Source organism: Paenibacillus sp. TSA_86.1, assembly GCF_052691815.1.
Window position 1 is genome coordinate 1 of sequence record NZ_JBQZGE010000013.1, and the last position, 19,942, is coordinate 19,942.

The 19,942-nt window shown below is 48.2% G+C and carries 14 protein-coding genes; 4 read left to right on the forward strand and 10 right to left on the reverse strand.

The features are described from left to right. Positions 1 to 511: 511 nt before the first annotated feature. The 7 genes from ACUTVW_RS20605 to ACUTVW_RS20635 all read right to left on the reverse strand — a co-directional run bounded on the left by ACUTVW_RS20605 (position 512) and on the right by ACUTVW_RS20635 (position 10,571). Entirely contained in the window at positions 512 to 1,078 is a 567-nt protein-coding gene (locus ACUTVW_RS20605; protein ID WP_445647498.1) for a GNAT family N-acetyltransferase, read from the reverse strand. 184 nt (positions 1,079 to 1,262) lie between these two features. Continuing rightward, complete coding sequence (locus tag ACUTVW_RS20610) at positions 1,263 to 2,870, reverse strand: response regulator (protein WP_445647499.1); 1,608 nt, start codon at positions 2,868 to 2,870, stop codon at positions 1,263 to 1,265. Then, positions 2,867 to 4,759 carry a cache domain-containing sensor histidine kinase gene (locus tag ACUTVW_RS20615; RefSeq protein ID WP_445647500.1) on the reverse strand — a complete coding sequence of 631 codons (1,893 nt, stop codon included), beginning with the start codon at positions 4,757 to 4,759 and terminating at the stop codon, positions 2,867 to 2,869. Before ACUTVW_RS20615 ends, ACUTVW_RS20610 begins: the two co-directional genes overlap by 4 nt. A gap of 27 nt (positions 4,760 to 4,786) precedes the next feature. Beyond that, entirely contained in the window at positions 4,787 to 5,635 is an 849-nt protein-coding gene (locus tag ACUTVW_RS20620; protein ID WP_445647501.1) for a carbohydrate ABC transporter permease, read from the reverse strand. Next, the gene (locus ACUTVW_RS20625) at positions 5,632 to 6,582 is read right to left on the reverse strand and encodes a carbohydrate ABC transporter permease (protein ID WP_445647502.1); all 951 of its coding nucleotides are present in this window, start codon (positions 6,580 to 6,582) and stop codon (positions 5,632 to 5,634) included. Before ACUTVW_RS20625 ends, ACUTVW_RS20620 begins: the two co-directional genes overlap by 4 nt. Positions 6,583 to 6,717: 135 nt before the next feature. Continuing rightward, entirely contained in the window at positions 6,718 to 8,049 is a 1,332-nt protein-coding gene (locus ACUTVW_RS20630; RefSeq protein WP_445647503.1) for an ABC transporter substrate-binding protein, read from the reverse strand. A gap of 224 nt (positions 8,050 to 8,273) precedes the next feature. After that, on the reverse strand, positions 8,274 to 10,571 hold the full coding sequence (locus tag ACUTVW_RS20635; RefSeq protein ID WP_445647504.1) for a glycoside hydrolase family 88/105 protein: 2,298 nt from the start codon (positions 10,569 to 10,571) through the stop codon (positions 8,274 to 8,276). Between the two features lie 382 nt (positions 10,572 to 10,953). Between ACUTVW_RS20635 and ACUTVW_RS20640 the strand changes: the two genes are divergently transcribed. Next, positions 10,954 to 11,781 (forward strand): methyl-accepting chemotaxis protein, encoded by an 828-nt coding sequence (locus ACUTVW_RS20640; RefSeq protein WP_445647505.1) that lies wholly within the window; start codon positions 10,954 to 10,956, stop codon positions 11,779 to 11,781. Between the two features lie 152 nt (positions 11,782 to 11,933). Here the strand turns inward: ACUTVW_RS20640 and ACUTVW_RS20645 are convergent, their stop codons facing one another. After that, positions 11,934 to 12,758, reverse strand: a complete 825-nt coding sequence (locus ACUTVW_RS20645) for an endonuclease/exonuclease/phosphatase family protein (protein ID WP_445647506.1) — start codon at positions 12,756 to 12,758, stop codon at positions 11,934 to 11,936. Positions 12,759 to 13,050: 292 nt separating this feature from the next. Here ACUTVW_RS20645 and ACUTVW_RS20650 point away from each other — a divergent pair, with 292 nt between their 5' ends. Continuing rightward, positions 13,051 to 14,916, forward strand: a complete 1,866-nt coding sequence (locus ACUTVW_RS20650; protein ID WP_445647507.1) for an SWIM zinc finger family protein — start codon at positions 13,051 to 13,053, stop codon at positions 14,914 to 14,916. Continuing rightward, entirely contained in the window at positions 14,913 to 17,951 is a 3,039-nt protein-coding gene (locus tag ACUTVW_RS20655) for a DEAD/DEAH box helicase (RefSeq protein WP_445647508.1), read from the forward strand. The genes ACUTVW_RS20650 and ACUTVW_RS20655 overlap by 4 nt, the downstream gene beginning before the upstream one ends. Before the next feature lie 126 nt (positions 17,952 to 18,077). Here the strand turns inward: ACUTVW_RS20655 and ACUTVW_RS20660 are convergent, their stop codons facing one another. Beyond that, positions 18,078 to 18,545, reverse strand: a complete 468-nt coding sequence (locus ACUTVW_RS20660) for a hypothetical protein (protein ID WP_445647509.1) — start codon at positions 18,543 to 18,545, stop codon at positions 18,078 to 18,080. A gap of 176 nt (positions 18,546 to 18,721) precedes the next feature. Continuing rightward, a complete protein-coding gene (locus ACUTVW_RS20665; protein ID WP_445647510.1) occupies positions 18,722 to 18,991 on the reverse strand; it encodes a hypothetical protein in 270 nt (89 codons plus the stop codon). A 205-nt stretch (positions 18,992 to 19,196) separates the two neighbouring features. Between ACUTVW_RS20665 and ACUTVW_RS20670 the strand changes: the two genes are divergently transcribed. Further along, on the forward strand, positions 19,197 to 19,880 hold the full coding sequence (locus ACUTVW_RS20670) for a type 1 glutamine amidotransferase domain-containing protein (RefSeq protein WP_445647511.1): 684 nt from the start codon (positions 19,197 to 19,199) through the stop codon (positions 19,878 to 19,880). Positions 19,881 to 19,942: the final 62 nt, after the last annotated feature.

The following is a 19,942-nucleotide window of genomic DNA, read 5'->3' on the forward strand; positions in this document are numbered from 1 at the left end:
TGTCTCATACTTTCGCGTTCATTCTGCAAGCAGAATGTTTACTCACTCGTTGTTCAGTTTTCAAAGATCAAACTTGTTTCGAAGTTGAGTTCATTTCTCTTCAACAACTTTTATATCGTATCATTTCCGATCCAACTTTGCAAGATCTTTTTTTCAAGTTTCTTTCGAAGCTTGTTTCCATTTGCTTGCCTCACTGTGTAAACTGTGTTTTCTTGGCCGGAAATAGAATATATCATACGTAGGACTTGTTTACAACTTGTAAAATATCCCTATTTATTTATACAGTTTTAACTTCCGCATACTTGTATCTCATTCAAACGATAGGATGCCACCTTAAATAAACCCATGTTTTAGATTCACTCTAAGTATCCGATATATATATGAGAATACATCCTATACGTCTAGTCGTCCTCGACTGGCTTAAATTCACTGTGCACCCTTATCCATTGATATGGATACCACAATCTCCGTTAATACGTGATTCACATTCCAATCTTCAAAACGGACGCTCTTATGCCTCTATCCGTTTCAAGCCATCGTTAAACCTTCCCATAATTAACGTATCGTAATATCGCCCATCCGCATGCTTTCTATCCTTTTTTAGTACACCTTCTCTTTCAAAACCATTTGCTTCATATAATTGTACTGCCTTATCATTCGTTGCAAGCACCTTTAATGTTACCTTTTCGATCCCGTTCTCATCTACCCAATGTAATGACGATTCCAGCAACTCTCTGCCTATGCCATATCCCCAGTAAGACTGGGCCACACATACACCGAACTCTACCTGGTGTGAGAAACGCTTCAACTCCGATCCGGCACACCTGCAGTACCCGATAATGTTACCTGATGTCACAGCAACCAGAAACAGTTTATTACGCTTTTCTGTGTCCATGCGAATGAGCTCTTTGAAACTTGCAGCATCAATGTATGCTTCTCCTGCTTCACGATCCATGTTTTCCGTTTCCCCGTCCAGCTGCACACGAAGTGAACATAAGGTAACAGCATCCTTTTCCACGGCTGAACGAATAGTATATTGCATCCCTTTGACTCGATACTCCTGATTATCAATGATCATCTTGCCCCTCTCACACCTTCCATGCTTAATATCGAACAACACCACCTACTCCGCTTAGGCTACATTCCATACCCGCCTTGACTCATCCCCCACTATATAATGCTCTATTCGGCTCGCTTACCTAACTCGGATCTGACTTAGAATCCCGAATCTTCATCTTAACTTAACTGGCAATTCTCCCACCTCAACCGACCTCAGATGGGCTTTTCCCGGTTAACATCTTAAAGACCTGACTAAAATACGTCGCATTACGGAACCCTGTCATCTCACTAACTTCGTACACCATATAATGTCCTGACTGCAAAAGCTCCAATGCCCGCTGGATACGGTATCCATTCAGGTAGCTGACAAAATTCTCACCAGTCACCCTTTTGAATAGCTGGCTCAAGTATTTAGGGTGCACAAAAAGACCTTTTGCGATGGCCTCGAAACTGATCTCCTCTGCATAATGTTCCTCTACGTATTGTTTTACTTGTGCGATGAGTTTGTTACTCTTTTTCTCACCCATCTCCTTACGGATCTGCTCCAACCATTCTTTAATGACACTATCTATCCAGTTTATCAGATCATGCAAAGCATATTTCGACTGTATTTCACGCAGGAAATCACTCATCGTGAGCGGTGGCGTTAGCAGAGGGTGTTGCTTTTTCCAGCTATGCATCATCGTATCAAACAAACTGACAGCAACCACCTGCGCATCCTGAATGCTTGCACAATTCCCTTCTTGCAGCGTTTGGAAAAGTTGAAGCCAGACCTCCTCCGCCAGACTAATCCGCAGATCAGCCCACGCCTCATCCCACTGATGAAGCAGCAAAGAGTAATCCGTCGCACTCCGCTCCGCCCCTTCCGGCGTCTCAACATAATATATGCGGTTTCCGCCCTGAAACTCCGCTCGCTCTACCGCTTCCCTACTCTCCAGATAAGAATCGATGACCTCACAGGCATGATGCTTCACCCGGCCTATGCCAGCGCTCACCTCAATTTTCAGATACGTGAAGATCTGATCCATCATCTGACTGACCAGAGCTTGCATTTCCTCAAAATAATCGTTGTCTCCCAGCATCAACAGCACAAATACCTGATCCGAATAATCCACAACCTCCACTTGGCAATCCGTCATCCGAGCCGCCTGTTCCTTCACGGTCTCCTGAATGATGTCTGCCGCCCCGTAGCGCAGCAGCTGCCAGTCCCGCTCTTTCATGCGTGTCATAAAACCCGGACGATTCAGCTGCAAACTGACGACACGAACCTGAGCGTACATATGAAATCCGATATATTCCATCCGAGCTTCAGGTAATTCATCTGCACGATAACGTGTGGTCAGCAGCTCATGGAGAAACTGTTGGCGCAGATAGGGGAGCACCCGCCCTGCTTCTTGTTTGTACGTCCGCTCCAGCCGCTCATGCCGCTCTCGCACATCTTGTTCCAGCAGCACCTCTCGCAGCACAGACTCAATCTCCTCCACCTCCGCCGGCTTGAGCAAAAAATGATTCACGCCCCAGCGCATAGCTGCTCTGGCGTTCTCGAACTCGTCGTATCCACTAAGGATGATAATCGGCAGGTGGGGATAGTCACGCCGTAACTCCTGCGTCACTTCAAGTCCGGTCATGCCCGGCAGATATACGTCAGTCATAACCAGATCTGGATGCACGCGGCGGAAAAGCTCCAGCGCATCCACACCGTTAGCCGCTGTGCCTGCAATGCTCAGGCCCAAGGAGGACCAGTCGATATGCTCGGTCAGCGCTTTGATAATATGCGGATCATCATCAACAAGCATAATGGTCTTCATCATTTTTCACCGTCCAGCCACAGATTTAATTGCTCTTCGGTCTCAATGCGCGGCAGCTTAATTTTCACTTCCACACCGCCTGAACTTCCGTTGCTTACCTGCACGCCATACCTTTGTCCACAATACAGTTGTATGCGCTGATGCACATTGCGTACACCGATACCTCTCGAATCATCCATGTTCCAATTCTCTGGTAAGCCTTGTCCATTATCGGTAATCCGTATGATGATATCTGGAACAGAATCATCCGCCTCGTCGATACATACCTGAATACGTAGAGACTCATCCGATGGATGCCCATGCATAACCGCATTTTCAATAAAAGGTTGCAGAATGATCTTGGGAATATGACAGCCGCGTATACGTGGATCGATGCGCTCCTGATATTGGATCGAGAATGGCAAACGTTCGGACTGAATACTGACGTAACACCGGGCATGCTCCAGTTCGTCCCGAACACGGATAAACAACCTTCCCCCGCTCAGCCCAATTCGTAGCAGCTTGCTAAGCTGTACAATCATACGACTGATATCCTTGGCATCATAATCAAGGGCACGCCAATGAATCATATCGAGCGTATTGTATAAGAAGTGAGGTTTGATCTGCGCTTCAAGCAAACTGGTCTGAGCTTCCCGCTTGGCTCGGCTCTCATCCTTGACCTGCTCCATCAGCATCGTAAGTTGTGAAGCCATATGATTGAACCCATACGCCAGATGGGCGTATTCCTCCGTAAACGACAGCTGTACACGGGTGTCGAAGTCTCCTTTTTCAAGCTGCCTCATTCGTTTGATCAATTGCCGCAAAGGCCGGATAATCTGCCGCACAAACAGATACGCAAGCACAGCCGAGAATAAAAGGCCAAGTACAGCAATGCCAAGGATCTGCCACCCTACTTGGCGAACCGGGGATAACAAGGTATATACAGGAATCGTCTGCACAAGACGCCACTGAAGCATAGCAGGTCTGGAGTACAGCACCAGTTGAGCCCCTCCCGGTTGACCCGATACCACTTCGAATCCGTCTTCTCCAGGTCGTGCATGCTCTTGGATCCATGCGCTATCTATAATAGAAGAAGATGAGTTAACCCCGTCCATTGCCCCTTGAGCTGTACTTAACTGTTCCCCAGGGAGCGCTTGATTTTCTGGATGATCAGACTGGACAACGCTCCCCTCTGCCGGATCCACTTTTCCCATCTGCATCACCACATTGCCAGCGGTATCCACCAGCAGCACGTTGCCATCCAGCACCATCGGTACATCGGCGAACCTGCGTACGATATCAGCTCTGCTTAGACGAATAAACACGTAAGCGACGGTCCCACCCTTACTATCAAAAATCCGTTGCGCGTATCCAACCAAAGATTGGCCTGACTCATTCTCACGAAGTGGAACCCAGGCTGCATCCGCCTTCTCAAGCGAGGCAATCCAAGAATCATTCGCAATGGCCTCTAGCGGATAAATGCGGTCAGCTGACGTCACCGTTACTTCATTAAAAGCATCTGTATACAGTTCAATCGAGGTAACCCCTTCACTCACAACCATGGTATGATCCAGAATTCGTGAAACCTCTCTCCGCTGATGAATCTGTGCGAGCCTGCCTGTTTTGGATGTTTCCAACAAGTTGGACAACTCTCTGTTGCTTGCGAGTCCATAGGCCGTGCCGGTTACTCCTGTAATAAAATCAAACCCCCGCCTGGTGCTCTCATTCAAGAGAGCAAGACGCGCTTTGCTAATTTCGGTAAATGTGACTGCTGAGAATGATTGATAGGCAAGCCAAACAATGACCGAGACTAGCAACAGATTAAACACAATAAAGCAAGTCACCATCAACGTGGAGAGCTTGCTTTGTTGCAGCTTTTGATGAATATAGGCAGACCATCTTGTTTTTCGCATACGGAATCAACTCGTTTCGTCTTGGAATTACCCTTTGAGCCCAGAGGTCGCGATTCCTTCCACGAAGTACTTCTGACACACGATAAATACGATAAAACATGGCACAAGGGATAAAACAGACATGGCAAACATCGGACCCCAATCGGACTGTGAGCTGGAATCCAGGAACAGGCGTAGTCCCAGCGGAACGGTATACTTGCTCACATCACTCAGGTAGATCAGCTGACTGAAGAAATCATCCCATGTCCACAAGAACGTAAAGATCATTGTCGTTACAAGTGCCGGAAAAGCGAGCGGGATAATGATTTTGGTATAGATTCTCACCGGACCACATCCGTCAATGGTCGCTGCTTCATCCAGTTCTCGAGGCAAGCCCCGGAAAAACTGTACCATCAGGAAGATGAAGAATGCATCGGTCGCGAGCCATTTTGGTACAACCAGCGGCAAGTACGTATTCACCCACTCCAATTGATTAAAGAGAATATACTGCGGAATTAACGTAACGTGGTGTGGCAGCATAATCGTCATCAACATCAGCCCGAAGCAGATGGCCTTAAAGCGGAAGTTCAACCGGGCGAAGGCATAGGCCGCCATTGAACAGGAGATCACATTGCCCAGCACGGCTCCTAGCGAAAGAACGATGGAGTTGGTCAGAAATTTGGAAAAGGCATTTCCCTGAGCGCCGGACCAGCCCGTCATGTAATTTTGCCAATTCCATTCCTTCGGCCAGAACCAGGTCTCCGTAAAAATCATATGTCCTGGCTTGAACGAGCTGCCCAGCATCCATAGAACAGGATAGAGCATAAGAAGGGCGATGCCTGAAATCAGTACATGCTTGGTGACAATCCATGCTACGGAGTTACGTTGTCCAATCATGATTTTCCACCATCCTCATAGTGTACCCACAACTTGCTGCTGCGGAATACGAGCAATGTAAATACGCCGATCAGGATTACCAGCACCCACGCCATGGCAGAAGCATAACCCATCTGGAAGAAGGAGAATCCTTTTTTGTACAGATATAGAGAGTACATCAATGTTGAATTCACGGGTCCCCCGCTGCCGTTACTGATAATGAAGGCCTGTGTAAACGATTGAAAGGACGTAATCAGCTGCATCACTAAGTTAAAGAAGATGACAGGTGACAGGATCGGCAACGTGATATAGAAAAATCTCCGCATCGGCCCTGCACCATCTACAGCAGAAGCTTCATCATATTCTGGCGGAATCTGTTTGAGTCCTGCCAGGAATATGATCATGGATGAGCCGAACTGCCATACGGACAAGAGGACAATGGAATATAATGCGTACTTGGGATTAGCTACCCAGTCCGGTGCTTTAATACCTACCATCGCCAGTACGCTATTAAGCAGTCCGTCACCACCGAGCATTTTGCGCCACAACATCGCGATAGCTACGCTGCCTCCCAGCAATGTCGGGATGTAATACACGGTGCGGTATATGCCTAGTCCGCGAATACCTTTGTTGAGTAACATCGCGACAAACAGGGCAAAAATCAGTTTGAGCGGAACGGACACAGCAACATAGGTAAATGTCACCTGAAGCGACTTGGTGAACAGCTTGTCAGACGTAAACATGGTGACGTAGTTATTCAGACCAACCCAGTTTGGGGCGGCCAGGATACTATAGTCGGTAAAGGAAATGTATAACGAAGCCAGCATGGGACCCAGGGTCAGAAATACTAATCCGACAAGCCAAGGGGCGAGAAAGAGCAGAGCGGCTCCGTTATGGGCGTATCGACGTTTTATGCGCCGGGCGGCTACTTTCTCGATTCTGGCTTGACTGACCTGTGATATCGTCATTTTCGCAACCTCCCCGCAGTAATTTGAAGTTCATCGGAACGAAAGTGCCAGTTGTATTTGTAGATATGTCTACATGACATATCTACAAATACAGATACAGGTAAAACTCGTCTATTGCTACAAGTTCTATTCTCTTTACTGGCTTGATCCAAGCGTTGCTTTGGCGCCCTCAATAAACTGGGCAATGATGTCTGTCATGCTGCCTTGACCAAAAGCGATCTGCTCGCTTGTACTTTTGAAACTCGTATCCACTTCAGAAAATCCTTGCGGGTATGGCGGGCTAATCTCACTGGAATGTTTCGATACCGTATCAATGAATTGGAAAATAACTTTCTCTGCATCGGACAGCTTCGGCTGCATTTGCTCACGAATGCTTGCATTGACAGGCACACCGCGCTCCGATCCCAGAATCGCTGTCGCTTCAGGGTCATTCACCATGAAATCAATGAACATAGCCACTTCTTTCGGATGTTTGGATTTGGAATAACCGGACAGGAATTGGCCTGGCTTCAAATACTCACCGATTCTTTTTTCGTTCACGCCATGTGGCAACACTTGAATGCCAAGCTTATGATCCTGGTTTTTGTTCACTTGTTGGAACGTAAGCAGTTGGTTGGACCACGCAAAATCCATAGCTGCTATACCTAATGAAATAGGTCTGGTTTCCAAAGCATTTGTTGTCGAAGCTGCGACTTCCGCAGACGTAGCTCCTCTGTTCTCACGCAGCGCAGCCCACATCTCAAACCACTCTTTCAATTGCTCATTTGTGGCAGTCATGGTGCCATCCTCAAACAAACCTTTGCCGGACTGGCGTACAAATACCTCAAACATATTCGTAGCACCGGAAATGTCGGCCGAGCCGTAGAATCCGTCTCCCTTAGCGGCAGCAATCTTAGCTGCGATCGCTGAGAAGTCGTCCCATGTCCAGCTTTCCTTCGGCTCTTCAATGCCGAGCTGCTGGAATAATGTCGCATCGTAAATGACACCTGGTGCATTCACCCCAAGGGTGATGGCATATAATTTGTCGTCGATCGATCCGGCTGTAATCATGCTCTTGTCGTGATCTTTGATACGCAGTTCTTTATCAGCGTATGGCGTCAAATCAAGCAAAGCACCACGCCGTGCAAAGTCCGTCAGAAACGCATAATCCATCTGGATGATATCCGGAGCGTTCGAGCCAGCGACCTGTGTCGTAAGTTTGTCAAAATATCCATCCCAGCCCGAATATTCAGCTTTAATCGTAATGCCTGGATGTTTCTCTTCAAATAGTTTAATCACTTTGGTTGTGAGATCATGTCTAGTCTGTGATCCCCACCAAGTCATGCGCAGTTCAATTTTGTCGGAAGCACCACCTTGGCCTGACTCACCCGGAGATGCCGGTGTGCTCGAGGTTCCTCCAGAACAGGCTGTAGCAAATAATAACAGGGACAGGCAGAACAGGGTTACCCACTTTTTGGTGATGATCATGAATGAATTTCCTCCCCTTATTGCTTAAATGAAATCGCTTACAAAACTATTGTAATCGCCTGCCACTTCACATGACATAAACAAAAGTAAGCTATCCTGTCAAAAAAGTAAGGGGTTCACAGGAAAGAAAAACCACCGGAAACCACATTCCCGGTGGCACTTATTCCTTCAAACATGAACAAAGCTACATAATGAAGCTGGTACGGGGCTGGTACGAACTGCTTCTATCCAGAATGCACAGCAGAAGCTGTAGACTTCGCCGGGCGCTCCGACAAATGTCTTTCCATTTTGGCTACCTCTGTTCCCGCCAACATCATGATACCAATCCCGTGATTATCATTCGTAACGGTACGTAAATCCTGGTCGTAGTATTCCGCCGTGAATGCATATCTCGAACCGCTACATACGCCATGCACATTCCCTTGACGATCAATGGCCTTGCTGACCAGTCCCTTCCATGCTCGCTGAGCCGCTGTAATATATGCAGCAGGGTCTTTGAACCAGCCAAACCGTACACCACGAGCAAAACCATAGGCAAACATCGCTGTGCAGGAAGCTTCCAGATACGTTTCCGAATGATTCAACACCTGATGCCAGAGCCCGCTCTCACTTTGCAGTGCCGCATAACCTTCACACAGCTCGTTGAAAAAGGTAATCAACGCCGGGCGCTCCGGATGCTCTTCCGGCAATGCCTCCAGCACTTCAGTCAAGGAGAACAGCGTCCAACCATTGCCACGGCCCCAAGGAATCTGTGTTGCCTGCTCATATTTGAAATCATACACATGAGACATGATCTTGTACTCAGGTATAAACAAATATTTGCGATACAGTGAAAACTGTTTGGCCGCTTCATCAAGCGCCTCGGACTTCCCTGTCACGCGCGCATACCGCACAAGGAACGGCGTACTCATATATAGATCATCTGCCCACATCGTATTCTCCGCATATTCACCTGCACATGTGCGATAAAATGCTCCATCCGCCCGGCGTTCCAAGCGGGAAAGCATGAAGTCTGCGATTCGTTCAGCAATCGGCAGGAAGGTTGGTTCCTTACATTCGGTATAAGACTCCAGCATCGCTGAGCCAAAGGAACCGCAGTTGTCCAACATTTTCAACATAATTAATTGCTGGTTGATCGCCGGGAACCCATATTGTTCACGATCCCATAGAGAATACTCATACATCTGGGTACAGGCCTGCACATGTTCAGCGGCATATCGCGTAATATCTGGTCGTTGCATATACCGTCCAGCTTGCAGCAATCCGTATACAGTAACCCCAAGCGGATAATCCCAGCGTCCATAGTTGGTTACACTGCCCACGGTCCATTTATTGCTCAGCATCGCATTTTCATAATAAGGTCGGATGAACGTATCCGGACGATCCAGTCTCCAGTATGTCCGCCCCGCTTCCGCTAAAGTGCTGCCGGGCTCCGTGCCCCGCTGCCCGCCGCTTGTCTGGTATACACGATCCGTACGCATCAAGTCTGCCAGTTCTGGCTGAGCCCCGGACTCGAAAGGCCCTACATAGAACCAACATTCATTCAATGCTCCCTGTACTCGCACTGGAAGCTCCAATGGTTGTGGATCCGTGCCGATAGATGCTTTCAGGTCGAACCCCCAAGAGCCAGCGTCAGTCTGACATTCACTTCGAACTAAAAGATCATTCCGGCCAAAAGAAGCCGCTACCTCTACTTCAAACGCCCCTGCTTGTTTCACTTCTGCAACCGATTTGCCGCCAAGCCATATCTGCAGCGGACCGGAGGAATGTCCTGACAGATGAACCGGACGTCCAGATGCATCACGGTTGTTCAGGTGAGTCCACGCATAAGCATGTCTGCCGGGAAGCAAGCCATAGATTCGTTCCAGAGCCGATTTATTCTGTTCGGAAGCAGACCAGTGAACATCGGGTAGCCACTTCAAGACGCTCTCCCCTTGACTTGCGAGCAAGTTCGGCTGTGCTTGACCGTTTGAGGAGGATACAGGTTCAGAGAAAACCCAGCCTGCTTGTCCCAAACGCTCCTGAAACGGAGCGAGTACGTTCAGAATACGCACTTTTCCTTCATCCGAACCGAACTGGCATCCGAATCCGGCAGGCGTGTTTTTCATCTCCAGCCACACGGTATTCCAGCCAGGTTGGATGTCGATTCCAAGCTTCACTGTGGCATCTGGCGTAATTTCATCGATGACAGTAGAGCGGTAGATCAGCTCGTTGTTAAAATAAAAACGTACCGGTCCATAACAACGTACAAGCACGTCCAAATTGCGGTTCTCGTCCCCCCAGACCAGTGCTGCAGCGTAGGAGATATAATCTTTAGGCGCGTCTGGAAAGCGTTTACCAAGATTCAGATCATAGAGCCCTTTATCATTTTGCAAAATGCCGGATTGCTGAAACGCACGGTATACAAAATCGGCCTGTGCATTGGCACCAATATATCTCTCAGCGAGCACCTTCAATACCTGCTCCTGATCTTCTCCGAATCGATAATACATGCTCTGCGGTTCACTGAAATACGTTGTCATCGAGTGCCACATTCCTCTCATGTTGGAGTACATTTATTCTAATAAAAGTCCATTCTATATAAATGGCGTTATTCTCCTCATTTTCAAAATCCCAGATATAGCGCTTAACCTCAGTGAGGATGCCCCTTTGCAGGAAGGAAAACAACTCTTCTTTTATCCTTCACACCGATTAATAATCCTAGTATAACTGACATGGCCCATGGTGGCTACAGATTTTTGTTTACGCTTACACTACGGTCTGAATTTATTACTTAACCTTCCGAATAATAAGAGGAGATATCGAACTCAAGCTAGTCATGGTTTAAACAAATACACAACATAACCGATATATACTTCGTAGTTTAATAACAACCCATACTATTTTGGAAAGGATAGATTTATATTGAATACTCTGGAATCACTGGTTAACGCAATGCCGTTTGTCCGTCAAATGTTCCGTGATGATATCTCTATATCCATCAATGATCATGAGAAAGTCCTATATTTCTCCGAAGCCCAAAGTCTGGAGATCGGCGTAAAAGTCGGGGATGAACTACATGAGGATTACAAGCATTTCAAAATGCTGACGAATAAAGACTCCCGCACGATCGTACGTATGCCTGGAGATCTTCAGGGGAGACCGTTTGATTCCATTCTAATTCCCGTGAAGGAAAACGGACAAGTCGTCGGTATCCTTGGAGTCAACTATGCACTCAATAATCATCTAACACTGGAAACGTTGATCAGGGAAAATGAAACAACCATTAATGTCCTTGTTGGTGGCATCCAACAAATCGCGTCCCATTCGGAGCAGTTGTCAGCAACCTCTGAGGAAATTTTGCGAAATTCCCAAAAGGCTTCCGAAAACTCGATTAACGTCACTAAAGTCACTAACGTGATCCGCGAAGTCTCGGAGCAAACAAATCTGCTGGGCTTAAACGCGATGATTGAGGCCGCTCGGGTCGGCGAGCAAGGAGCCGGATTCGGCATCGTAGCTAGTGAAGTCCGCAAACTCTCCGATCATACGAAACAAGCTGCATCGGATATTGAGACCTCTCTGGGCAGTGTGCAGAATTCAATGAAACATATGGAGCAAGAGATCGGCCAGATTACGACAGCAACGGGGGATCAAGCCAAACTTGTGACTGAGTTTATGCAGAGTATTGAACAACTGACCGAGACCAGTGCAAATCTGAAAAAGTTTGTACAGCAAATGCTGGCGCTTGAATAAACATGTATTGATCAACAATGAATCTTAGTAGAAATATAATTTAGGCATCATGATTTACATAAGAAATAACAGAATCCTAGAACAAGAAGCCTCCGCTGTCTTTCCCGTAAGGGAACGCGTGCGGAGGCTTTATACGAATTGTGATCTCTTTGTCAGATCTTCACCGCAACACCAAAATGATCGGATACGACCGGCCCATTTGTACCATTCAGCACAACATTAGAGGACTCCGCCTGCACAGGACGGTTACAAAAAATATAATCAATCCGGAGCGGCCGCTCGTTGTTGGCCCACCCGGCAATTGCTTTGACTACAGTAGCTCCATCGTCTTTTTGCTTGGCTGTCGTATATAGGTCATTCCATCCATGTTCCATCATGTAATCGTAACCTTCGCCGCGAATCTCAGCGACGTTGTTGAAGTCACCCATCAGATACAGCGGCTGATCCATATATGGTGCAAGTTTGCTCTCGGTCAAATCCCACTGCCCCTTAAAAGGTTCCTGTACATCATCCCACCAGTTAAAATGTCCATTTACAAACCATGTGGATATGGACTCCCCTTGCAGGGTGGTCTCAATCCCGACGATTTTGCGCGTTCGATAGTTATTGTAATCCCGCATGTGGGACACATATTCTCCAAACGAACGCGTAATTGGCGTCCGGCTCAAGATCGCCAGTCCTTCATCGTATGTACGAAACCCGATGTGGGTTGGAATCCAGGTCCAATAATAGGTATCGGTCAGCTGCTGTAGCAGGACGTGGGCGTAGTTATCTTTTTTGATCGTCACATCGGCTTCGGTCGCTGTATACGTCTCTAATTCCTCCTGAGACAACGCCGTCTCTTGAATCGACTGGTTCACCTCTTGCATGGAAATGATATCAAATTGATGTGTATTGATGAAATCAGCCAGCTGACTGATCTTCTTCTGTTGTTCTTCTTCCGCCCAGGCGTGGACGTTTAACGTAAGGATTTTCATATATATGCTCGCTCCTGTTGTTGAATATAGTCTTAGCTCTGTCATCGTACAGCCTGTATTGCTTCTGAAAGGAATACATACGATAAGCATACACAATATGAAGTGTTCCTGCATGTCTACCGGAAAGCATCAGGACAGTTACATCCTTTGCTTCGCAGAATTGAGGATCATGTAGATTCAGATAACGCCTGCACGAGCGACTCCATAACTGATATGATAGAATCATTGAAACTGTAGCTCATGACGTCCAGGACGTCATGAATAGTTAACCATGTTTACCCCAGGAGATGGAATGATGAACATACCCAATGAGTCCATAATGGATGACGCGCAGTGGCAAGCGTTAATTCGTGAGGTTGCAGAGCTGTTTAACAACCTGACGATCATGCGTGGGTTCCAGTATTATAAACAGAAACATGTTGGAGCTTTAAAATTCAATGAGTCTCAGATTGTTATGGCCGAGGTACAAGGAACCGATTCCTACGAAGTTGTGCTCCGTATGCAGGACTTATCCACGAGTTATTGTGCCTGTCCGGTCAACTCTCCATGCAAACATATGGCTGCGGTACTGATGAGTTACGCTGAGCAGCAAGGGCGTCCGGTTCCAGCACTGGTGAACGCACATGCAAGCACGGCCTTGAAGCAAACCAGCAAACCAGCAGGCACTTCTGCAGGGAGAGCATACAGTTTCGGCAATGCTACGGAACGAGAGGATACATTCGAAAATAACAACTCTTTAGAGAACCAACAATACAGCGAGATCAAAGAACGGGCAACCGAGTTGTCCGGAATGACCATCCCGGAATGGCATGAACTGTTTCGGGCAAGTCTTAAACGGCTGGGTACAGGGACAGCAACCACAGCTTACATTCAGGAAGCCGCTGATGAGCTGTACGCGATCAAACCCAAAATGTGCACTGCGATGGATCAGCTGTTCGAGCTACATGTTCAGCTCTACCTTATGAGGTACTGCATACCGCCCGCGCGCAACTCCATTACACATACACCTGTGTATTTAAGTTATCCTGCCCAACTGGCGGTTGATGCCCTCCAAAAAGGACTCGAATCCCTCCTGCTTCAACCGCTGGATTTATCCGGATTGCAAGGTACTGCGCTCGAACAAGTCTGGGCGAGACTGGACGAAACTGCAGCTTATTTACGGACAGAGATGTTATCGGAGACGGCTAACATGATGTTCTTCACGCCAATTTACCCGAAACTGTGGCTGAACTGGATTGTGCCCCGGCTTCAAGGAAAACAGGCGATGTTGGAGTCGGAACTAACGGCTTTAAATGAATTAGAAGAAAATATTGTCTCCTCAGCGGGACCAACGGGGGCCAAAGATTCAACCCGTACAGTTGGTTCAGTTGTTTCGACAGCATCCCCAAACGGAAGCGGTGGCAATCAGAGTTATGAAGGTGATAAAAACCATGCTGCCAGAGCAATACCCAATACGAGCGGGATGGTCAGAAAGGTCTCTGTTCCGCTGCCACTTGTTCTGGCACAAAGCTGGATGTACTACCATTTGGAGCAGGACACAGCTGCCTGGCAAAAGCTTGTCCATGGCAGCTCATCATACGGTATTCCTCCGGAACATCTGTTGTATTTTCTCCATACATTAGCCGATGCAGCTGACTGGACACGTCTGGGCGAATGGTTGGTACAACTCGGGCCACTGTTGGCAAATCGCCGCAATACCCCGTTGCAGGACTATATGCAATTATGGGATATCGCAATCCAGCATGTCCCGAAGGCAGAACAACAAATGTGGGACACGCTGGTCAGCATGCTTCCCCACTCGAAGCCTGCTTATGAGGATGCCATGCATTCTCGGGGGCAATGGCGCAGATGGATTGATTTTCAACTGAGTACAGGCACAGAACCTCTCGAATTCCGCGTGGCCGTGTTGCAACCCATCGAGAAGGATGCCCCTGAATTGCTCTTGCCGTTCTATCATCAGGCGGTGGAGCGTTATATCGGACATAAAAACAGAGATGGTTATAAGGCTGCTGTAAAGCTGCTGAAACGACTGTCCAAAATATATAGAAAAATGAAGCAAGAGGTGCAATGGGAGCAATTCATCACTACACTGGCTGTTCGGAACAGTCGGTTGCGTGCCCTGCAGGAGGAGCTTCGGAAAGGTAAACTGATTCCATGAGTCTAATCCACCCGTACACAGAAACAATTGAGGTACACGTTGCTTTGACCGGATATGGCGATGCGCTATTCTACGGTGCTCTAAATACACACCATTTTGTATCAGGCCAGTCGCTGAAGCAGCGCCTCTTCGCCTGGCATGCTCCTTCCTTCTATGGTACGGAGCTGGAAATCCGGCAGATTGAAGAGGTTGAACTTGTGGTGCTGCCTGCGGAGGAAGTCATTCCGTTCTTCGCGGAGATGCACACCCTGATCCACATCGAATGGAAGTGGGACGAACAGGCAGATCACCTCATCCGACTTGCTCCGATACTTGCATCATCCATCGAGAAACGAAAGTATGTCCCCAGCTTTGAGGCGTATCGCGCTGGACAGTTACAATGGACATGGGACCCGGACAACATGAAAAAGCAGGAGCTGGCTTCGCTTAACCAAGCGATTCAGCAGACAGATGAGAGTTATGCCGAAGGGCTCGGCGCAGCCTATTCTGCTTCTGTGTTCCAGCAATGCTACAGCACAGAAGAGGCTGCGACCGACCTGCGGCGGGAGTTCCCGCAACTCTTCCCCGAGCGCGGAGTACTTCCGCGAACAGGCGGCCTTGATGCTCGGTCGTGGCTGGTGTCCATCGGCTGGAAAGCCGATGCAGCACCCTTCCGGCCAATGCTGCAATTGCAGGAGCCGGATGAGGACGACTCCTCATGGCGTCTGCGGTTGGTATTGCAGAACAAGCTGGACGCTGCTGTTCTCGTGCCGGTCATGCTGGATTCACGCGGAAGGCTGGAGGGCGAATGGCCCGAAGGCTGGACGCCATTCATTCTGGATCGCTCGGCTGGCTGGCTGGATCAGCTACGGGCACAACTGCCACGTCTCGGCAGCTCCATCAGCGGCAGACGAGATATTCTGAGCGATCCGCTGGATGATCGGCAAGCTTGGCAGTTCCTGACCCAAGACAGCGGTCGCTTGCTAGCTGCGGGTTGGCAAGTCCTTTTGCCAGGCTGGTGGGAAGCAGCCCGCAAGAAAAAACCGAAGCTGCGAGCCAAGGTGAAACCGGAAGAAGGTAGCGAGCGAGGTCAATCCTTCTTTGGATTAGACTCGATCATTCATTTTGACTGGCGTATTGCCATCGGTGATACCGATCTTAGTGAAGAGGAGTTTGCGGATCTCGTTGCCCGTAACGAACGACTGGTTCGCTTCCGCGGCGAATGGGTGCCGCTCGATCCCGATCTGCTGGAGCAGATTCGCAGGGCCATGGGCGGTGTAGATCGGGAACAGGGACTGTCGTTTCAGGATATTCTACACCTGCATCTGCTTCACAATGAACAACGAGAATATGCCAAGCAGAAATGGAAGGAAGGCCAACAGGCCGAAACCGGGGAGGAAGCCGAGCCATCTCAGTCCAGCGAGAGTATGCGGCTGGAGGTGGAGTTGAATGAACATCTGAATCGGGTCATTGCTCAGCTCGGAGGCGGACAAGGCGGGGCTCCTTCCCTGCCCATTCCGGATGGACTCCATGCCGAATTGCGATCCTATCAGAAGGAAGGCTTCGCTTGGCTTGGTTTCCTGCGCAGGTTCGGACTTGGAGCCTGTCTTGCAGATGATATGGGTCTCGGGAAAACGATCCAATTCATTACCTATCTGCTGCACATCAAGGATCATGAGCCAAGGTTGCCCGGACAGGCTCCTTCCCTGCTGATCTGTCCGACATCCGTACTGGGTAACTGGCAGAAGGAAATCAGCCGTTTTGCTCCTTCCATCCGTGTGAGCTTGCATTACGGGCCAAGGCGGTTAAGCGGAGATGAATTCCGGGAACAGGCCGAGCAATCGGATATTATCCTTACCTCCTATGCTACGGCAACATTGGATCAGGAACTGCTGGAAACCTATACTTGGGCCGCCATCTGTCTGGATGAAGCGCAGAACATCAAGAACGCCCAGACCAAACAGTCTATGGCTGTGCGCAGCTTCCCGGCCAAACACCGTATTGCACTCACAGGTACACCGATCGAGAATCGCTTAGCTGAGCTATGGTCGATCTATGATTTCATTAACCCGGGATATCTGGGCAGCGCTCGTGCATTCCAAACCCGCTTCATCAGTGCAATTGAGAAGGATAAGGATGAGCAGCGCATGCAGGATCTGCAGCAGCTGGTGAAACCTTTTATGCTACGCCGCAAGAAAAAAGATCCGAATATCCAGCTCGATCTGCCGGATAAAAATGAGATGAAAACCTATATTCACCTCACGGGTGAACAGAGCGCATTATATGACCAATCGGTGCAAGCGCTGATGGACAAAATGAAAGAGCTGGAGGGCATCAAGCGCAAAGGTGCAATTCTCTCCGCATTAACGCAATTGAAGCAGCTATGTGATCATCCACTGCTGCTGACAAAGGAAACGTTGCCGGAGGAATTACCTGCAGATGGTCCCGCAACATCAGCCTATGATGTTTACAGCCCGCAGGATATGACGATGCTCATCAGCCGCTCGGCCAAGCTGGAACGGCTGATGGAACTTGTTCGCGAGCTACGTGATGAGGGCGAACGCTGCCTTATTTTTACGCAATATATCGGTATGGGGCAGATGTTGCAACAAGTACTGCGGCAGGAATTACAAGAGCCGGTGCTGTACCTGCATGGTGGCACGTCGAAGACGGCACGAGATCGCATGATTGAGGAATTTCAGTCCCGCACACTGCCCGCGGACAAGCAGCCTTCGGTCTTCATTCTGTCCATTAAAGCTGGCGGCGTGGGGCTGAATCTGACGGCGGCCAATCACGTCTTCCACTTCGACCGCTGGTGGAACCCCGCTGTTGAAAATCAGGCAACGGACCGGGCGTATCGGATGGGGCAGACCAAGGACGTGCAGGTGCACAAATTCATCTCCCTCGGTACACTCGAGGAACGCATTGACGAGATGTTGGAGAGCAAACAGCAACTTAGCGACAACATCATCACCAGCTCCGAGAACTGGATTACCGAACTTTCTACCGATGAACTGAAGGATCTATTTACTCGGCGCCGCGACTGGTCTGGTTAAACTGGCCGGGTAAAATAAAAAAGAGCGAAGCTTTAGAATGTTGATTCCGGCTTCGCTCTTTTTGCTTTTTCAATATGAGATAAGATCATCCAATCTGATCTTATATGATCCGATCTGTTTCTGGTTCTAACGCATATTACCGATGATGGAGGATCTGGATTCCTGCATCTTTTTAATGAAATTGGTCATGAGATCAAAAGCTTCATTCCGTTTGTTAGACATGGACTGCAAACGAAGCATATCCATTTGTTGCGAATTGCTGAGGGCATCAATCCGGCCTTTCAGTGTTTGCACGGCAGCTTGATCCCCGTTTTGCTGAGCCACTTGCAATTCTGCATTGAGATCAGTGATCTGCTGATTGCGGTTCTGTACCTCTTGGATTTGCGCTTGCAACTGGGCATCCAGCAATTTGGTACGTTCCTGCTGAACCATCATCAATGCCGTTTCAATATCCATGGAGGAGAGGTTCACGCTGGACAAAGAAGAAACGGGCTTTGCCACAGTAGCACTTGCTGCCGAAGCAGAAGTAACGACCGATACCGCTGCGATCGCGGCGATAGCCGTTGAAGAGAGAAGCTTTGTTGACTTTTTCATAGAGTAGACCTCCCAAAATATGTAGAAGACATCTAGTCATAACCGACATCTTTCGACATGATTATATCAGAAGACCTAGGTCTTTAAATCTATTTATTTTAAATTTTAAATACGATATAAAATGTGCGTTGTTATCCCCAGGGATGACCATCCTATATCCCTCTCAAATCTGCTCGTTACATCGTCCGTGACAGCTGTTGAATCAACTTGTTAATGTATGCTTTTACCGGCTGGTCATCCAGACTCTCCATACATGACGGGTGTAACAACTGATGTTTCTTCATGATATAGAAGTCAAACAAGGCCTGCCGTATCGTCATATCATGCGTAATGGAGAACGACGACTCAGCGATCCTGCGAATCACCGCTTCATCCTGAATCATATAGAGCACCGGACTAATTCGATTAAAGATGCCTTGTGTCATGCCCATCTCAAAAAAAAACATAACTGTTCACTATGATGCCGCAGAGCAGAAGCAATTCCTTCGTATAATGCCGGATAAAGCTTCTTCACCTCGCTCCAAAAGAACTCGGGCAGATACAGCACATGAGTTTACTTTGGCAAATGAGTGTGATATATTGTCTGCATGAAGTTGTTAGCGATTATATTTTACACAATCTAAATTACAGCAACATACAGGAGGTTTTACCATGAAAAAAGTTTTAGTTGTTTTGACCAATGTCGATAAATATGCAACCAAGGATGAACCTACAGGTCTGTGGCTGAGTGAAGCTACTCACTTCATTGAAGAATTCGACCACAACGAGAATGTACAGATTGATCTGGTCAGCCCGAACGGCGGCAACGTGCCACTTGATCCGAAAAGTCTGGGCGACTCTCTGGATGAAAGCACTAAAGCGTATTTCGAGAACGAAGCTTTCATGAACAAACTGAAAAATACGTTAAAACCGAGCGAAGTTAGCGCAAATGACTACGATGCGATCTACTTCACGGGCGGCCACGGTACAATGTGGGATTTCCCGGACAATGCCGAACTTCAAGCGCTATCCCGTGATATTTATGAAAAAGGTGGCGTGGTATCCGGCGTGTGCCACGGGGTTACCGCCCTGCTGAATGTGAAGCTGTCCAATGGCTTGCTTCTGATTAACGATAAGAAAGTGTCCGGCTTCACCAACGAGGAAGAAGAACTGGCTCAACAAACGAAGTATGTTCCTTTCTTGCTGGAGGATGCCTTGCGTGAACGTGCCTCTGAGTACGTTAAAGCATCTCCATTCAGCTCTTACGTTACAACAGACGGCCGTGTCGTTACAGGACAAAACCCGCAATCCAGCAAAGCGGTAGCTGAAAGTGTCAAAGAACTGCTCGGTCTGTAAAGTTTCCATATTGGTCCGAGTTGATCAGAGCCAGCTCTGCATGAGTATTGTTCAATGATCAA

Coding starts and splice junctions, on each gene's coding strand:
- ACUTVW_RS20605 (WP_445647498.1), bottom strand. CDS start 1,078: ATGATCATTGATAATCAGGAGTATCGAGTCAAAGGGATGCAATATACT.
- ACUTVW_RS20610 (WP_445647499.1), bottom strand. CDS start 2,870: ATGATGAAGACCATTATGCTTGTTGATGATGATCCGCATATTATCAAA.
- ACUTVW_RS20615 (WP_445647500.1), bottom strand. CDS start 4,759: ATGCGAAAAACAAGATGGTCTGCCTATATTCATCAAAAGCTGCAACAA.
- ACUTVW_RS20620 (WP_445647501.1), bottom strand. CDS start 5,635: ATGATTGGACAACGTAACTCCGTAGCATGGATTGTCACCAAGCATGTA.
- ACUTVW_RS20625 (WP_445647502.1), bottom strand. CDS start 6,582: ATGACGATATCACAGGTCAGTCAAGCCAGAATCGAGAAAGTAGCCGCC.
- ACUTVW_RS20630 (WP_445647503.1), bottom strand. CDS start 8,049: ATGATCATCACCAAAAAGTGGGTAACCCTGTTCTGCCTGTCCCTGTTA.
- ACUTVW_RS20635 (WP_445647504.1), bottom strand. CDS start 10,571: ATGACAACGTATTTCAGTGAACCGCAGAGCATGTATTATCGATTCGGA.
- ACUTVW_RS20645 (WP_445647506.1), bottom strand. CDS start 12,758: ATGAAAATCCTTACGTTAAACGTCCACGCCTGGGCGGAAGAAGAACAA.
- ACUTVW_RS20650 (WP_445647507.1), top strand. CDS start 13,051: ATGATGAACATACCCAATGAGTCCATAATGGATGACGCGCAGTGGCAA.
- ACUTVW_RS20655 (WP_445647508.1), top strand. CDS start 14,913: ATGAGTCTAATCCACCCGTACACAGAAACAATTGAGGTACACGTTGCT.
- ACUTVW_RS20660 (WP_445647509.1), bottom strand. CDS start 18,545: ATGAAAAAGTCAACAAAGCTTCTCTCTTCAACGGCTATCGCCGCGATC.
- ACUTVW_RS20665 (WP_445647510.1), bottom strand. CDS start 18,991: ATGTTTTTTTTTGAGATGGGCATGACACAAGGCATCTTTAATCGAATT.
- ACUTVW_RS20670 (WP_445647511.1), top strand. CDS start 19,197: ATGAAAAAAGTTTTAGTTGTTTTGACCAATGTCGATAAATATGCAACC.